Source organism: Larkinella sp. VNQ87 (genome assembly GCF_049445795.1).
Classification (GTDB): Bacteria; Bacteroidota; Bacteroidia; order Cytophagales; family Spirosomataceae; genus Larkinella.
The window spans coordinates 94,840-111,930 of sequence record NZ_JBMSDT010000019.1 but is presented as its reverse complement, the minus strand read 5'-3'; the positions used below and the strand labels follow the sequence as shown (position 1 = coordinate 111,930).

Annotated in this window: 11 protein-coding genes; all 11 read right to left on the bottom strand. The window is 55.0% G+C overall.

Annotation, left to right across the window (positions count from 1 at the left end; genetic code table 11):
- Positions 1–170 precede the first annotated feature (170 nt).
- The 11 genes from ACO2Q8_RS26830 to ACO2Q8_RS26780 all read right to left on the bottom strand — a co-directional run bounded on the left by ACO2Q8_RS26830 (position 171) and on the right by ACO2Q8_RS26780 (position 17,059).
- Positions 171–2,597 (bottom strand): hypothetical protein, encoded by a 2,427-nt coding sequence (locus tag ACO2Q8_RS26830; RefSeq protein WP_423347978.1) that lies wholly within the window; start codon positions 2,595–2,597, stop codon positions 171–173.
- Positions 2,598–2,892: 295 nt separating this feature from the next.
- On the bottom strand, positions 2,893–3,135 hold the full coding sequence (locus tag ACO2Q8_RS26825; protein ID WP_423347977.1) for a DUF2283 domain-containing protein: 243 nt from the start codon (positions 3,133–3,135) through the stop codon (positions 2,893–2,895).
- A gap of 292 nt (positions 3,136–3,427) precedes the next feature.
- Positions 3,428–4,189 carry a hypothetical protein gene (locus ACO2Q8_RS26820; RefSeq protein WP_423347976.1) on the bottom strand — a complete coding sequence of 254 codons (762 nt, stop codon included), beginning with the start codon at positions 4,187–4,189 and terminating at the stop codon, positions 3,428–3,430.
- A 117-nt stretch (positions 4,190–4,306) separates the two neighbouring features.
- The gene (locus ACO2Q8_RS26815; protein ID WP_423347975.1) at positions 4,307–4,903 is read right to left on the bottom strand and encodes a hypothetical protein; all 597 of its coding nucleotides are present in this window, start codon (positions 4,901–4,903) and stop codon (positions 4,307–4,309) included.
- A gap of 120 nt (positions 4,904–5,023) precedes the next feature.
- Positions 5,024–7,426 carry a hypothetical protein gene (locus tag ACO2Q8_RS26810; protein WP_423347974.1) on the bottom strand — a complete coding sequence of 801 codons (2,403 nt, stop codon included), beginning with the start codon at positions 7,424–7,426 and terminating at the stop codon, positions 5,024–5,026.
- Between the two features lie 312 nt (positions 7,427–7,738).
- Positions 7,739–8,344 carry a Uma2 family endonuclease gene (locus tag ACO2Q8_RS26805; RefSeq protein WP_423347973.1) on the bottom strand — a complete coding sequence of 202 codons (606 nt, stop codon included), beginning with the start codon at positions 8,342–8,344 and terminating at the stop codon, positions 7,739–7,741.
- Positions 8,345–8,422: 78 nt separating this feature from the next.
- Positions 8,423–8,647, bottom strand: coding sequence for a type II toxin-antitoxin system MqsA family antitoxin (locus ACO2Q8_RS26800; protein WP_423347972.1), 225 nt, complete (start codon positions 8,645–8,647; stop codon positions 8,423–8,425).
- Entirely contained in the window at positions 8,644–8,841 is a 198-nt protein-coding gene (locus tag ACO2Q8_RS26795) for a hypothetical protein (RefSeq protein WP_423347971.1), read from the bottom strand. The genes ACO2Q8_RS26800 and ACO2Q8_RS26795 overlap by 4 nt, the downstream gene beginning before the upstream one ends.
- Before the next feature lie 365 nt (positions 8,842–9,206).
- Positions 9,207–9,983, bottom strand: coding sequence for a hypothetical protein (locus tag ACO2Q8_RS26790; protein ID WP_423347970.1), 777 nt, complete (start codon positions 9,981–9,983; stop codon positions 9,207–9,209).
- 87 nt (positions 9,984–10,070) lie between these two features.
- Positions 10,071–10,679, bottom strand: coding sequence for a hypothetical protein (locus ACO2Q8_RS26785; protein WP_423347969.1), 609 nt, complete (start codon positions 10,677–10,679; stop codon positions 10,071–10,073).
- Positions 10,680–10,783: 104 nt separating this feature from the next.
- The gene (locus tag ACO2Q8_RS26780) at positions 10,784–17,059 is read right to left on the bottom strand and encodes a hypothetical protein (protein ID WP_423347968.1); all 6,276 of its coding nucleotides are present in this window, start codon (positions 17,057–17,059) and stop codon (positions 10,784–10,786) included.
- Positions 17,060–17,091: the final 32 nt, after the last annotated feature.

Below are 17,091 nucleotides of genomic sequence, written 5' to 3'. Positions count from 1 at the left end.
GGTAAGGTTTATGACGTTCTGAGTTGTAAACCGTGTCCTCATAGCGATAGTCCTCATATCGTAAGGTAAATAATTTCTTTTGCTGGTGCCGGTTGACGGCTGGGTGCCGGTCGAAACCGACACCTCTTGCTTATGACTGAAATTCACGACCAATGTCACAGTTTAGCTCCTTAATTCCCTCCCGCGTTTGTGATCCCATTGCCAATCGGCGTCGGCGTCAGTGTCACCAGCGTCTGCACCTGTCGGATACAACCTGTGGATGTGTTCTGCACCGTGTAGGTAACCGTATACGTACCTGGCGCCGAAGCATTCAGGTTCAAAACGCCAGTGACCGGGTCGATCACCAACCCAAGCGGAGTAGCGGCAAAACCGCCTACAAAGGTGGCATCCTGAAGGGGCGTATAGGTAGGTGTTGCAAACCCATTCGTACAAAGGGGCTGCCCCGCGTAGGACAAAGTAGGATTCGGACAACCGGGATCGCAGGCTTCCGGCCCCGGTACGGTGACGGGTTCAATCGCCGTGGCCGTACAGCCATTGGCATCCGTCACAACAACCGTATAATTTCCGGCATTAGCGGTGGTCACGCCCGGTATCAGGACCGTCTGCCCCGTACCGGTGTAGTTATTCGGACCAAACCAGGTATAGCTCATCCCGCCCGACGCACTCAATTGCAGCGTCCCCCCCGAACATACCGGGCTGTTGCTCACCGCATCGGCTGCCGGGGCCGGTCGGACCGTGACCGTGACACTGCTCGTGGCCGTACAGTTCTGCCCGTCCGTCACCGTCACGCTGTAGATACCCGATGCGGTAGCCGAAACCGACGCAATCGTCGGGTTGGCGATGTCGGCGGTAAAACTATTTGGGCCGGACCATCGGTATACCAGAGGGCCCACAATTTGGGCCGTTGTACTGCTCCCTGTCGTTACCGTCAGGTTAAGATCACTGCCCGTACAGACTATAATGGGGCCTCCTGCCGTAGCCGTCAGCGAGCAGCAGTTGCTGACCGAAACCGGCACCGTTGCGGTGCTCGAACAACCGGTTGCATCCGTGGCCACAACGGTATAGCTGCCATTGTCGGTGATCGAAGCTGAATTGGTGACCAGTGGATTGGGGCCACTGCTATTGAAACCGTTCGGTCCCGTCCAGGTATAGATCACCGGTGCCTGCGCACTCGCCGGAACGGAAGCCGACAGACTCAGCGGCTGACCGATACACCCACTGCCAGCCGCAACGATGGCGGATACGTTCACCCCCGGCGTTACGACAATGATGCAGGTAATCGTATCGGAGGACATACAGGAAGCCGGAGCCGGTGATTCAGCCCAGATTTTATAGGTATAGGTTAGCGAAGTCGGTCCGGTGTTAATCAAGGTTTGGCCGATGTTGCCCGTCCCGCTTGAGGGTGCCGGTGTAGTTGGGGTTCGCTCCCAATGAACAATTGAGTTATCAACGTTTACATCGAAAATGATGGTCCCGGTCTGGCCCGAACAGATGGTTTGGGCACAGAACGAGGGCGTGACGATGGGAATTGGATTGACGGTAACCGTCGTGACAACTGTATTACTGGTACAACCAAATGACTCCGCAGACGTTGCCGTATACGTGTAGCTGACCGGCGTATCGCCCGGTGCTACAGGATAATCGACGATATCACCAATCCCCGGCTGATCCGCCGATCCATCGCTGGCGTGACGGACCCACCGTACTTGCCCCCCCGCCACCGGGCTGGTCGTGTAATTGATTGCAACCTCCCCGCCGGAGCAGGTTGTTAACGAAGTTACGTCGGCGGCTACCTGGGTAACCGTACAAGCGCCCGCCAGTGTATATACTATATAAGTATCCGGGACTAGCGTGGCATTGGTCGTGATCGAACCCGCTAAAACCGTACCCGCCGGCCCCGTAAAAGCACTCGCACTCGTCGTTTGATCCAGCGAACCGGCATCGACCGTCGAGGGAATCTCCACCCATTGGGTGCCGTCCCAACCCACAATTCGTAATTTGCTCAAATCCGTACCCACCATCGCAGCGATGGGCGTGTTGGCATCCCAGGTCAGGGTGATGCGGGCGGGGGTAGCGCCGTCGATGTCCCAGTATTCTACGTTGTCAACCGTGCCAACACCGGCACCTTTGGAGGTTGTGGGAAAAGCAGTACTTCCGCCCGGCAAAATACCATAGGTGCCCCCTTTCAGATCACTCGTGGTGGCCAGGCCCGGATCGACGCCGTAGTAAGCCGCCGTCGTGGGAGCGGCAGCGGAAGAAGCTGAAACCGCAGCCGGGCGGTATTTGTCGTTATCGCCGATGGGAAAGGTGAAAGGGCCGGTGTTGTAGGTCCGCACGTATCCATCCATGAAGGCGGTGTTGCTGGCACTGATCCAACTGCCATTCGGATTGACGAAACTATAGAATCCAATGGCTGGCTGGCGTTCGGAGCCTACAATGCCGGCGTTGATCGTGCCGCTGCCCGTTACGAAGTTGTGCTGCCCCATAATAGCCATCTCCATCCCGGTATGCGCATACGTGCTGCCGAAACTGCCGGATTGCGCGTGAACGAATTGGGTCAGGACGGTCAACACCAACGCCAGACAGACTCTCCCCATGTGCTTGCTGGTAAAATTTCCCATCACCTTATCTGCGATTAAATACTATCTTTTGTACTGGTTATTATCTGTTTATTCTTACCCTGGCTTTACCCCTAACCTCCGGCTTCACCCCCCACCGAAGCCGGAGGTGGATTCTGGTCAAAAAAGAACGTGTTGCCCGCTGACCAGTTCGTGGGCGATGATTCACCGTTACCTCACTCCAGGAGTGTGATTGATTGGTGAATTATTTTGTTTGTAAAAGCAATTTTACTTATTAACAAGTATGATGATGTTCAATCATTGCTTATCACCTCTAGCCAGCCCAACGCCAGGTTTCTTCCCGTCCGGACCGCAACTCCTTTAGCTTAACAACCGTTTCAGAACCCTCCTGCAATTGTTCGGCGGCATTCAGTAGTTCAATTCCGTAAACCGTTCCATCAGTACTGATATCCACATGCAGGTCATCGCTCAGCGTTAGGGTTTGCACTCCCGTTTCGGGCTTTGCCTTTAGCCGGATATGGGCCACATTGTATTGCGTATCAATGGTAACTTCCATTTTAGAAGTATTTGGAAAGTAAGGTAATAACAACAAAGGTATCCATCCATTTGCTGACCAGGCTTTCAAACCCTCAAGTGCTTGCTGGTAAAATTTCCCATCACCTTAGCTGCGATTAAAAATTTATTACTGATTAATGTCTTGGTAACCCTAGAAGCGGTTTTCTGGCCCCGAAAAAGAACGTGTTGCCTTCTAGCAAGTGAAGGCGGTGATTCACCAATCTCAAGAACAGAATTGGCGAATAATTGCTTGCGCTATCAATTTTTAATTTAACAGGAAATCATTTAAAATTTTACTCACTCACAGATACGATTAAGTTGTTTCCATTTGTAGAATTAGCCCCACAAGCTGCCGAAGATGTTAAACCAACTCCCAGAGTGGCGGGTGTGCCCGTATTGGTCCAGGGAGCAACGTACACTCTAACATTGTAAGTACGAGGTGAAAGATCCTTTATAGCGTATTTTCCAAGAAAGGTCCCCCCTGTACAAGCTACTGAAGCAACTGTAACAAAAGTAGCCCCTACATATTCAAAAACCCCTGGTGTAGTTTTATCGACATACACTAAAAATTGAAATTGAACTTGAGTCGTATTGTTAGCCACAGAGTAGAACGCCGTATAATCAATAATAACATCGTTCGTACTTTTAGTTACTGTAAATGAAGCATTTTGATTAATGTTGGTTGCACAGGCCGGTGGGTTATTGGTCGCGGCACAAAAACCGCTCCCTGGACCAGTTGTTGGTAAGGTTACTCTCACCCCGGTTATTTGCACGGTTGAACTTACGGCTGTTGTCTTTATACTCTGCCAACTCGCCCCCCCCACCGCATCCGAGGTCAACACTTTACCAGTTCCTTCCGTGCCATCCTGAATTGTTAGCTGTCCGGTTGTTTTATTTACTTTCACTTTCCGGTTCGGTGTCGAGGCTTCGACTTCCAGATTGGAAGTCGGCTCGGGCGTCGTGGGGTTGCTCCCGATTTTTACCTGCGCCTGAACGGTATACGCGCTTAGGAGCAGGATCAGGACGGTTAGTGTATAGTTGATCAATGTTTTCATTGTTTTCTGCGATTTCTTTGATTTGTGTTTTCATGCGTCGGGACAAGCCCTGCCCTTGCCGGATGTACTCTGCTTTTTGACTGAATGAAGGGCCAAACGTCACAGTTCAGTCAAAAATTAAGCATTCCAGGGGGGCAATTCCCAGACGAACAAATCGGGTCCCAGGTATGCCTCCGACGGGCCGTTCCCCCTGGCGGCATCCGGCATCGATAGCACTGCTCCCTGGAACTCAAGCCCCTTACCCGGCAGAGCGACATCGATCCTAACGGGCTGTTTTCCAGGCTTTCCAGCTTCATCCCCCCGTTCAATCAGGGCATTTGACCCAATCTGCCAGCTACCCGTACCCCACACGACAAAAGCACCCGGAGACACCGTCAACCGGGCGTCTGGTTCCACCACCAGATCGCCCCTCGTAACCACCATCGATTTCCGCACCGTCAGCCTGCCTTTTACTTTTACGGCCTTCCGGTTCGCCACCACCAGCCGACCGATGGAGCGGTCGCTCGACACGACCGTCTGGGTATCTTTCCCCGCCATCACCACCTGCCCATCGCCGGTGATATCGCCTTTCAGCGTCAGTTGCTCATCCGTCACCACGATCACCGTTTTTTCCGCCACCGAACAATTCCCAAACACCGCCATGCCCGTCTGGGCCAGGACGGCACTTCCCCAAAAAGGGAGCAGGAATGCCAGTATGTATCGGAACTGTCTCATGGGGTACGGTTTTCGGTATACAGTTTTCGGTATACGGTTTTCAGTTTACGGTATTTCGGGCGAGTCGGTATGACCCCTCCATGAACTACTGTAAACCGTATACCGAAAACCGGGCACTCTTTAATTATTCACCACCACCGGAACGACCACCTGTGGGCTGTTGCATCCGTTGGTGCCCATTGCCTGGAAGGTGTAGTTGTAGGTGCCCGCCGGTAATTGATCTTTCACTTCCACACTGCCCTGACCTGAATTGCCCGAAGGAGTCGGGACCGGCACATCCCGACTCCAGGTGACTGTAGCCGTGCTGGGTCGGGCCGTCGCCCGTAGGTAGATTTCTTCCAGTTCACAGACAACCGCCCGCGTAGGAACCACCTGGAGTGCTGGTGCCGGATTCACGGTGATGGTTACGACCTCCTGATCCGAACAACTACCCGCCTGTGCCAGGAAGGTATATACAATGGTCTGCGGCAACCCACTGACATTGGTCAGCCCCGCAAAGTTGATGGCCGTCCCTGTCCCCGATTGACCCAGGTTGTTCGTCCAGGTCACCGTTGCGCCGTTGCTGCCGCCAACCGATAAACTCGTCGATTGACCCGAACAAACCGTCATTCCTCCGCTACTGGTTATCGTCAGACTCGGTGTGGTCGCAATCGTCACATTTGTCGTTGCCATCGACGAACAGTTTGGCACCGACAGATCCGTGACCACGACCGTGTAACTGCCCGCTACGGCCGAGGTCGAATTGGCGATGGTCGGATTTTGCTGGGTGCTGCTGAACCCATTGGGGCCCGTCCAGTTGTAGCTGAACGACCCACTGCCCCCCTGCACACTCGCCGTCAGTTGCAGATCATTCCCCGTACATTGCGGACTGTTGCTGCCCGCTGTCGCCGTTAGATTACAACAATACGTCACCGATACCGGCACGATGGCCGTGCCCGAACACCCGGCCACATCCGAAACCACCAGCGTGTAATTGCCGTTGTGGGTGACAGCCGCCGAACTGGTCACCAGCGGATTGGGACCCGAACCTACATACCCGTTGGGTCCAGTCCAACTGTAGGTATACGTACCCGTGGAGCTAACACTAGCCGACAGGCTCAGCGGCTGACCGATACAGCCACTGCCGGAGGCCACCACCGCACTGACATTCAGGCCGGGCGTGACTACGATGATGCAGGTAATCGTGTCGGTGGACATACAGGAAGCCGGTGCCGGTGATTCAGCCCAGATTTTATAGGTATAGGTTAGCGAAGTTGGTCCGGTATTGATCAAGGTCTGAGCGATGTCACCCGTCCCGCTGGAAGGTGCCGGGGTATCAGGAGTACGAATCCAGTGGACAATCGAGCCGGTGATACTGGGTTGGAAGATGATGCTGCCGGTCTGGCCGGAGCAGATGGTCTGGGCGCAGGCCGAGGGAGTAACCGTCGGAATCGGGTTGACGGTCACTTCCGTCGTAACGGTGTTGCTGGTACAGCCCGTGATGTCCGACGAACTGGCCGTGTAGGTATAACTCACCGGCGTGTTGCCGGTAGCGGTCGGGTAATCGGTAATGTCGCCGATCCCAGGCATGTCTTCTGACCCATCGCTGGCCCGGCGGACCCACTGCACCTGCCCACCCGGCGTGGGCGCGGTGGTGTAACTGATCGAAACCGGCTCGCCCGAACAGGTAGTCAGCGAACTGACGCTGGCCGTTACCTGCGTGACGGTACAAATCCCCGCTAACGTATACACTACGTAGGAGCCCGGCACGACGGTGGCATCGGTGGTGATCGACCCCGCCGAAACCGTACTGGCGGGACCGGTGAAAAGGCTGGCGGAGGTGGTCTGAACGAGCGAACTGGCATCGAACGTCGAGGGAATGATCACCCATTGGGTGCCGTTCCAGCCGACGATTCTCAGGCGGCTCAGGTCCGTGCCGACCATCGAGGTGATGGGCGTGTTGGCGTCCCAGGTCAGGGTGATGCGGGCGGGGGTGTTGCCGTCGATGTCCCAATACTCGACGTTATCGACCGTGCCGACGTTTGCCGCTTTGGAAGTCGTCGGAAAGGCCGGGCCTCCTGCGGGCAGAATGCCGTAGGTGCCGCCCATCAGGTTGCTCGTGGTGGCCAGTCCCGGATCGACGCCGTAATAGGCGGCCGTGGTCGGGTTGGCGCTTGCAGAGGCCGACACGGCCGCCGGGCGGTACCGGTCGTTATCGCCGATGGGAAAGGTGAAGGGGCCGGACTGGTACGTTCGCACGTAGCCATCCACAAAAGCCGTCTGGCTGGCGCTGATCCAGGTGCCGTTGGGGTTGATAAAACTGTATACCCCAATGGGCTGTTGCCGCTCGGAGCCAATGATCCCGGCGTTGATCGTCCCGCTGCCGGTCACGAAGTTGTGCTGCTCGTAAATGGCCGTTTCGGCGGTCGAATGCGCGAACGTGCTGCCGAAGCTCCCCGACTGCGCACGGCCCCAGTGGCTCAGAACGGTCAGCACCCAGGCTACGACGACTCCCCATCTGTGCTTGCTGGTAAAATTTCCCATCACCTTATCTGCGATTTAAAAAACTATATTTTGTACTGATTACTAGCTGTTTACTTTTCCCCCGGTTTCTGGTCAAAAAAGAACGAGTTGCCCGCTGACCCGTTCGCGGGTGGTGGTTTGCCGATCAGATCGACATGTATTTATTGTTTGCACAACCATTTTATTGTTAACAGCTCTACTTCGAAAATTGCCGTTCTGTGCTTTCATTGTGTTTTATGGTTTCAAATCATGAAATACACAAAATCAGCCACGCTTATTTCCACCTCCCTCCGGTATGGGCAAACGAGTCGCCCCCGACCAGCCCTGTTTTTCTTAGTCAAACACGTCACGCCATTCGACCGAGAAATTCTCTATGGTTCGGACAGGCACCGGGCCGGGCTCAACATAGGTGCCAGCGGGTTGGTATTTAATCCCATCGTGCAAAAAAACATGGATGGCTTTCTCACCGGGAGCCACCGTCCAGTACTCACCGACGCCATTTTCTTCGTATAAATCAAACTTATCCCGCAAATCACGGACGACGGTTCCGGGCGACAGGATTTCGATGATCCAGTCGGGAGCGCCCAAACAGCCCCGATCGTCCAGCTTATCCGGGTCACAAATCACGCAGATGTCGGGCTGTACGACCGTTTCAATCTGTTCGGGTTCACCCCGGCGGTTGGCCAGCAGGCTGGTGGTGGTTAGTCGAACGTCGAATGGGGCGTGATAGACCTCGCACGTTTTACCCCGCAACCGTTGCTCAATGTCAGAAAACAACCGCCCCGACACCCGCTGATGAATCCGTTTCGGAGCAGGACTCATCCGGTATACCCACCCTTTGATCAGTTCCACCGATTCGTCGAACTCCCACGTCAGGTAGTCGGCATAGGTATAGCGTTTGCTCAGGTCCAGTTGTGAAAAATCGGTGATCGTCGTCATGGTCTCGCTTGCTGGCTGCTTCTCCAACGTTGGTCGTACTTTCGTTTTTTTGTCCTTCAATCTGATACGGCATAACGGCTATGCGGCCTGCCGGTGTCGGATCACTTCCACTTCAGCGCCCCGCTCGATAGCCGCGTTGGCTTGCTCCGTCAGTTGAGTCGCTATCGCTTCGTTCAGATAATACTGTCCGCAATTGTTGCAGACATCCGCCGGAACGTCTTTGATGACGATGATGCTTCCGTTCCGCTCCAATGTCACGGTTACCAAACTGGGGGCGGTCCGATCACCATTTTTACAAATCACACAATCCACTGTTTCATGGTTTCGTCATCCCAGTTATTTTCCTCCCAAAGACGATCGGTTTCATCCATTGCTTTATTGGCAAAGTAAGCCGCCAGCAACGCCCGAATTTCCAGTAAATCGCTTTCCGGGATTTGCCGGGCGTAGAGTTTCATCAATTCTACTTGCAAATTGGTCAACGCTGCATTCTGTGCCATACCGGTTTTTGGTTTGTTTTTACCAAGTTACACAAAACCGACGGTTTCTGTTCATTCCCTATTTGCTCCCTGCTAAACGGACTCCCCAGTTAGGCGGGCTGGTAAAATTTCCCATTACTTTCTCTGCGATTAAAAACTATCTTTTTACTACTTCAATGTCATCCTTCCTGGCATTCAAAAAGAACGAATTGCCCCGTTACCAGGCTGAGGGCGGTGATTCATTTACCATTCCAAAATCTTCAATGGTAAATGAATTATAATTTGCTTGCGCATTCACAAATACTACTCCCGGTTTTCATTTATTCCTGTTCCGCTTCCATTTCTAATTCGAAAGTTAAACCGACAACTGCCGTATTTAGACTGACTTATTGAAATGCCGTAATGGTTTGATAGACATCCGTCATGTCATACGATGTTCCAGCAGCACAGCCAAGACACGGTGTAACAGTGTACCTTACTTGGTCTCCTTGATAGAGGTACATTGTGATCGTACTATTATATGCATAAGTATATGTATATCCACCCTGACCACCATCTCCCCCCCTCGCAACTTCAACACCGGTAGACAGTGGTTTAACGCTTATCCCTCCTCCAAATGATCCAAATTGACCCGCTGGTCCATTGAACTTTACACGCCACATATGACTTATAATGTACCACCCGTCGAAAGGAATTGTATACACCCCATTGGAGTAACCATTAAAAGGGTCATAATTCGGCGTCGAAACCTGATTAACCGTAGTATTATTTACGGGTAAAGTCACCGTATTTGCTCTAAAACCCGCATAAATCAAACTAGAAGTTTTGCCCTGTGGGGCTATGGCCACCCAACCGGTTCCATCCCAATAATATTCCCCTATTTTGGCAACCAACGTAGGATAATTGCTATTCGTGGAGGTAATGCCGGTATTGGTATTATACACGTGCATCCCAGCTGCGGGCGTCCCGGTCAACCCCCAGGTGGTCGTATTCGTCAGGCTGATGCGGGGCATCAACAAGCCTTTGTTCGTACTTTCCAGTTCCAATAAAGAGCCCCCGTTGATGGTGGTGGGATTATTCCCGACTTTTACCTGGGCCTGCGCCGTAACCGCTCCTATGACGAGGGTTACAATCAGCAGGCTATATCTTAAAAATGCTTTCATTGCTTTGTTTGGTTATTCCAGATTCCATTTTATCTACACTTCCCTGCTCACGAGAACTTTCCTTTTGACCGCTTTCGTTGCAATTCGTCACAAGGTTCTCCACCGGGGATGCCACGGCGGCAATGCCGGATTCTGTAGATAAGGACTCTGGTACCCCTGAAAAAAGCCATTCCAGCGCACAGAACCAGGTTTTAATTCCCCCCAATGAGTAGTGTTCTGCCCCACGGCCAGCGCATCCCCCATTGAAATATGTTGTTTCAACGGCGATCCGGCATCCGGCCCGGATTGAATCACGCCGTCCGACCCGATCCATCGGCTGTCTGTTGCCAAAGCTATCTGCGCTCCCGGCAAGACCACCAATCGCGCCTGTGGTTCGACCACCAGATCGCCTTTTTCTACCGTTATCGATTTTCGAACCGTCAGCTTCCCCCTGACTCTTACAGCTTTCGGATTGGTTACCACCAGCCGGTCGATGGTGTGGTCCTGAGCGGCAATGGTCTGGGTATCCTTTCCCGCCATCACCAGTTCACCTTCGCCCGTCACATCGCCCCGGAGCACCAGTTGTTCATCAAAAAAAGCCATTGAGCCCTTTTCCGCCACTCCCACCTCCCCAAATACCGTCATTCCGCTCTGGGCGAGGACGGTGTTTCCCAGGAAGGGAAGCAGGACGGTCAGGAGGAGTCGGAAAGGTTTCATTGGAACGGTTTTCGTACCCACGGACTTTAGTCCGTGAGATCCTTGTCGTTTACTAACCTATTTATTTGGCGAGAATCTCACGGACTAAAGTCCGTGGGTACGCATTAATCATTCACCACTACCTGCACCACCTTCGCCGGGCTGGTACACCCGTTGGTGCCCACTGCCTGGAAGGTGTAGTTGTAGGTGCCGACCGGTAGCGGATGTTCCAAATGCACACTGCCCGGATTTGATCCACTCGATGGCGCTGGGTTCGGGACATCCCGGCTCCAGGTAACGGTGGCCGAACTGGGGAAAGCCGTCGCCCGGAGGTTGACCACTTCCGGCGCACAAATCACCGCCTGCGTCGGACTCACCTGGAGCGCCGGTGCCGGGTTGATCGTGATGGTCACCAGTTCGTCGTCCGAACAGATACCCGCCTGCGCCTTGATGAGGTACGTGACGGTTTGCGGCACCCCGCTGACGTTGACCAAGCCCGCAAAGTCGATGGTCGTGCCGCTGCCCGATTGGCCCAGATCGTTCGTCCAGGTGACGGCAGCGCCGTTGTCCCCACCCACTGTCAGGCTGGCTGGCTGACCGGAGCAAACCGTCAGGCCTCCGCTGCTGGTCACGGTCAGGCTGGGCGCGGTGGCAATCGTCACGTCGGTCGTTGCCGTGAACGAGCAGTTGGGCACCGATATATCCGTCACTACGAGGGTATACGAACCGGAAGCGGCCGAGGTCGAGGTGGCTATGGTCGGATTCTGCTGGGTGCTGGTAAAGCCGTTGGGGCCGGTCCAGCTATACGTATAGTTGCCGCTGCCGCTCTGGACGCTGGCTGTCAGTTGCAGGTCGTTGCCCGTACACTGCGGGCTGTTGCTGCTGGCCGTTGCGGTCAGGGAGCAGCAGTTGGTCACCGAAACCGGCGTCGTGGTTGCAGTGACCGAACAACCCTGGGCATCGGTCACCACCACCGTGTAACTACCCGACTGACTGGTTGAGGTAGCGGAGAAACTGGCCGTACCGGTCGTATTGCTGACGGCAAAGCCATTGGGGCCGCTCCAGGCATAGGTATAGCTGCCAGCCGGACTGACCGTGGCCGTGAGGGTTACGTTGGCAGTGCCAATACAAACCGGGTTTGTCCCTGTAGAAGCCGTCACCGTGAAATTCGCCCCGCCCGTGAGCGTCACGACCTTGCTGAACGAACAACCTCGGGTATCGCCGATGGTCACGGTGTAGCTACCCGCCGTCAGATTGGAGGCCGTTGCCAGATTCGATACCACACCCGTTGCGCCCGTGATCGTATAGGCGTAGGGCGGTGCGGTGCCGCCCGACGGCTGAATCACGGCCAGGCTGCCACTCGCGGGCAAGGCGCAGGTCGGATTATGGGGTTGAATGTTGAAGTCCAGACCGGCGGGTTGCGTAACGGAGATCACCGTGGTCGACACGCAGGAGGACGAAGTCGTGCGGGTAATCAGGTAATTGCCGCCCGGCACGGAATAGCTGGCCGGTACATTACCCGCCGTCTGCCCGATCTGGGTGGCCGTTCCGGCTACTGTCACCACGTATTGATCCGAGGCTACGCCCGAGCCGTTGAAGGCAATCGTGCCGTTTTCCTCCGGACAGGTTGGATTGGTATGGGTAATGCCCGTAATCGGCGGCTGACCAACGGTGTTGATCAGTACATTTTCGCGGATCGTCGTACAGCCGTTGGCGTCAGTCACCTGGACGTAGTAGGTTCCGGCGGGTAAACCGGTGATCGGGAAGTTGCGGTCGGAGGTAACGCCTTTCACAAAGCCATTGACGATGTAGGCAAACGGCCCGACACCCCCCGAAACATTGACGAAAATCTGACCGTCGGTCGCCCCGCAGCCCGTCACGGCCGAACTGGACGCCGTCGCCACCAGATTACCGGAATTGCCCGGCAGGTAGACATCGAACACGCCCTGGCAGGTCGAGTTGGCACCGGTTACCGTAAAGACATAGTTCCCGGTTTTCAGGCCATTGATGGTGATGCTTCCCGCGTTGGGAACCGACGTACTGTTTGCGGTCGGTCCGCTCCACGAAATCGTGAAAGGTGCCGTGCCGCTCTGGATGTTCACCACGGCTGATCCGTTGGCCGCCGTGCAACTGGCCGGGCTGAGCGGAGAAACCGTAAAGACCGGCCCGTCGATGGCATTGACATTGACAGTATCGACGTACATACAGCCGTTGTAAATGTCGCTGCTGGTGATCTGCGCCGTTACCGAGTAAACCCCCGAGGTCAGGTTCGACGCCGTCGTGCCGATGAAGCCGTTGCTCCACACGTAGGTCACGGCTGTGCCTGCGCCCGTCGGCGCGTTGAGGAGTTGGGCGGTGGCTTCACCCGTCACCACATCACACTTCGTATCCACCACGACGGTATTGAAATCCAGTTTCGGACAGACAATGCCGCAGGGCGGAACCGTCACGAGGGTTCCTTCACTGCCCGAACAACCGTTTGCGTCGGTCACGTTGACGCTGTAGTTGCCCGCAGGCAGGGCATTGAAATTAGCCGGAGCGATGGTTTGCCCTTCGTTGTTGGTCACCACAATGGTAAACGGATCGGTGCCGCCCGTGATCTTGATGACCGACAGGCTTCCATCGCCATTGCCGACGCCCCCGGCTGCACAAGTTTCGGGCGTAAAATGCACTTCAAAGTCGATGTCCTGCGGCCGGTTCAGCACCAGCGTATCCGCCGAGACGCAGGTACCGGAGGTAGTCTGTACGATGTACGTGCCCGCCGACAAGACGAGCGAGGTCGGATTCGCGCCATTGACGCTGTTGGCGACCACGGCCCCGGTGAAGGCTTCCCGAACCCGGAAGGTGGTTCCGGGCTGCCCCCCGGCATAGACCAGCCGGGCCTGATCGGTCGGACAGGCGGGCGACTGGGCCGTCCAGCCGGTCACGCTCGATACGCCGGTCACGTTGATCACGACGACTTCAGGCGACGTGGTACAACCGGTCGAGGAACTGACGGCGACGGTATAAACCCCGGCGGGCAGGTTGGTAAAGGTATGCGTGGGCAGCAACGAAGAGGCCATAAACAAGCCGTTCAGGGAGTACGAGAACGGAGCCGAGACACCAACCGCTGGCAGGACATCGACCTGAATGCTGCCCGTGGCCGACGAGCAACTGGTTGCATCGGTCGCCGTAGCGGTCAAGGTAATGCGGCCATCGTCGTTGCGCGGAATATTGACGCTCAGCGTACCGAAACAACCGGGCGTGGCCGCACTGGTGATCCGGAACTCATAGGGACCAGCGGGCAGGTTTGGCACGTTGACGGGACCGAGGTTCACCGGTGGCAATGACCCCGTGGCTGCGCCGGTCCACGAAATGGTGAACGGTCCGGTGCCTTTGACCACCGTCAGGGATGCGACCCCGCTGGACTGGCAGGTTGCCGGAGTAACCCCCACCAGTTCCATGACCGGTGCTCCGATGTTGCTGATCGATACCGTATCGATGACCATACAGATGTTAATCCCGTCGGTCACCGTCGCCGTTAGGCTGTAGATGCCAGCCGCCAGACCCGAAATGGCCGAACCGATCTGTCCGGTACTCCAGGCAAACGAGGTAAAGGCGCTGGTGGGCGCGCCACCGAGTGTCACCTCGGCGCGACCGTCGCTGTTGCCGCAGGTAGCCCCGACGGCAATGGCGTTGATGGGATAATTACAGAGCGGGGGCGTACAATCGCGCACGACCACTGTAATGGTGTCCGGGGCGCAATTGGCGGCTACACCGCTGGCTTTATAACCGACCTTGAAGACGCCAGCCCCTGACACAATGCCGTTGAAGGTCGTACCCGACAACGCAATGGCCGGTCCCGTCAGCACCGTGAAGGAGCCGCCCGAGGGCACATACGTTTGCAAATTGAGCGTTTCGTTGTTACAGAGCGATACCGTTGCGCGGGTAATCGGCGGAGGGCAACAGGCATTGACGACAATGATACAGGTGATCGTCGTTGAGGTCGGGCAGGTAGCCGGAGCCGGACTGATCCCCCAGACTTTGTAGGTGTAGGTTCCCGCCGTGTTAAAAATAGTGCTGATATCACCCGTACCCGATACATTATCTTCGACGCGCAGCCAGTGAATGGTTGTCCCAGCAATAGTCGGCTCAAAAATAATATTCCCCGTTTCGCCATTACAGATGGTTTGCGAGCAGACCGAAGGCGTAATAACCGGTCGTGGATTGACGGTAACGATGGTGGTGGTCGTTGCGGAAGGACAACCGAAGGCCGTTACCGAGGCCGTATACGTATAGGTCTGGGGGCTTGTTCCCGTGGCCGACAGGTAGTCGCTGACGTTCCCCAAACCGGTGGTGGTGGTCGTGCTCGATTGAAGCGTCCATTGCACCTGCTGACCGACCGGGTTGGTCGTATAGTTGATGACCACCTGATCGCCCGAACAGGTCGTCAGGCTGGTGGCACTGGCCGTGGGTGCTGGCGGAGGTGTTGGGTTTGTCAACACGATGGGTCCCAGCGAGTTGGTACCCGACGTACAGGTGGGATTGGTGACCCGGATGTTGGTATAGGTCCCGACGGTCAGGTTGGGCAGGATGAGACAGCCACTGGCATCGGCGGTTTGACCCGCCAGGGCCGGTTGGGCTACGGAATTCCGGTCATAACTGATCGTATGTCCTCCGCTGTTGGGCACTAACCCGCAGATTTTGATGCTGCCGTCGATGCCTCCGCAAATGGTAGGATTGGTATTATCCGCCGAGTTATTCGTGATGGTAACGCATTGCACGATCACGGGTACCGTACAGGTCGAACCGCCCGTCGTACTACAGGTTCCGGTCGTTTGCGGAGAACTGAGCGTTAAGCTGCGGGGACCAGCGGCTCCTGAGCCATCGAAAGTAACGGGCATGGTTATCGATGTTTGCCCAGCCGCCACGGTGGTCACATAAGGTGCTGGCGTCGTCGTGAAGCCCGTACCGACGGCCGTGATGGCGATGCTTCCCGCAACAGAGACACTGATCGGAATGGTTATTGTGCCGGTTTGCCCGCTGACGCCGTTGGCGACAAACGTATTGGAGGACGTAGCCGGATTCGTACTACACAGAAAATCAAACCGGGCCGCGGGCTGCGCACAGCCGAACGCCATTTGGGGCATGCCGTAAGAAGACGTAGTTCCGGGGGCCAGTGTAAAGCCGATTGGGACAAAATTGGCTCCCAAACCGCCCACATTCGGATTATTTATAACGCCTAACGTCCCCAACTCATGGCTGGCCGTATAAATTTTACCATCCGGACCACGCAAAATTTGACCACCCAGTCCGGCTAAAAAACCGAGATCAACTTTGGTCGCCAATACCTGAGCCCCCGTCGTTTTTCCGGCTATATTAAACTGAAATAACTTACATAAGTTAGGATTTAAGCCCGATATATAAATGTAGTTTCCATCTGGGGAAAATTCAGCTCCATAGGCAGCGTGATTGGGATCGCCATAGGGCATGGTCCATTTCATCGTTAGCTGCCCTGTCGTCCTGTTGATATCATATAAGTTAGCGACAGTCATAAAATCAGATCCTACAGTTGGAGCCGTGCCAACAAGCAGAAGCTGCGTTCCATCCGGAGAAAGTTTCAAATTCCTAGTCCCCGTTATGGTTGGACTACTCACATAGTTTGACGTCACTTTTGTACCCGTATATCCATTGCTATCGAATAAGTAGGCCAGAATCTGACTCGTATTATTCGTGGCCGTAAATACCCAATACTTGGTGGGATCCGTACTGGGGATAGCCACCAGTGCTTCGCCATAGATCAACTGATCAAACGCAATATTTTTTTGGGTAACCGAGCGAGAACACATATCCACCACCGAGTAGCGGAGAGTACCTTTCGGATCCGGGGCTTCAAAGGCAAAGTCGTTGGTAACAATGAAATATTTATCCGGATTTCCCGGAGACTGAAAAGCTATATTCCCCTGCTCCATAGATGGATGTTGCAGAAGACCAGTCCCATTAGTCATAATGGATCCATCGGGATTAAATACGGTGGAAGTGGCACCTGATGATGAACTCCCAGCAGGGGCCTCGACGTAAAATAACAACTGACCCGCGTTATTCGTAGCAACCGCCGTTCCTTCATAGCCAATCCCTGCTGCGGTAATCGCGGTAGGTGTAGTGAGCGTCGGTCCGAAATCGATTCCAGCCCCATAGCCAAAATACCAGTACCGGCTCTGATTCAGGATTTGCTGGGGGGTACAATCGGTCTGCGCCCAGGCGTTACCCACCAGCAGGCCGACGGCCAGGAAAGCCAGTCCGAGTACTTTCAAGCGTTGCCGGAGCCACGAAAGCCGTTCGATAACGGAACTAGCAGCCTTTCTGTTCCGGGTAGGCGACTCCGACAACCTACGTTCCTGGCAATATAAATTTTGTTCCATCTTACTATCTGCTAAGAATTTCACAATCTCTG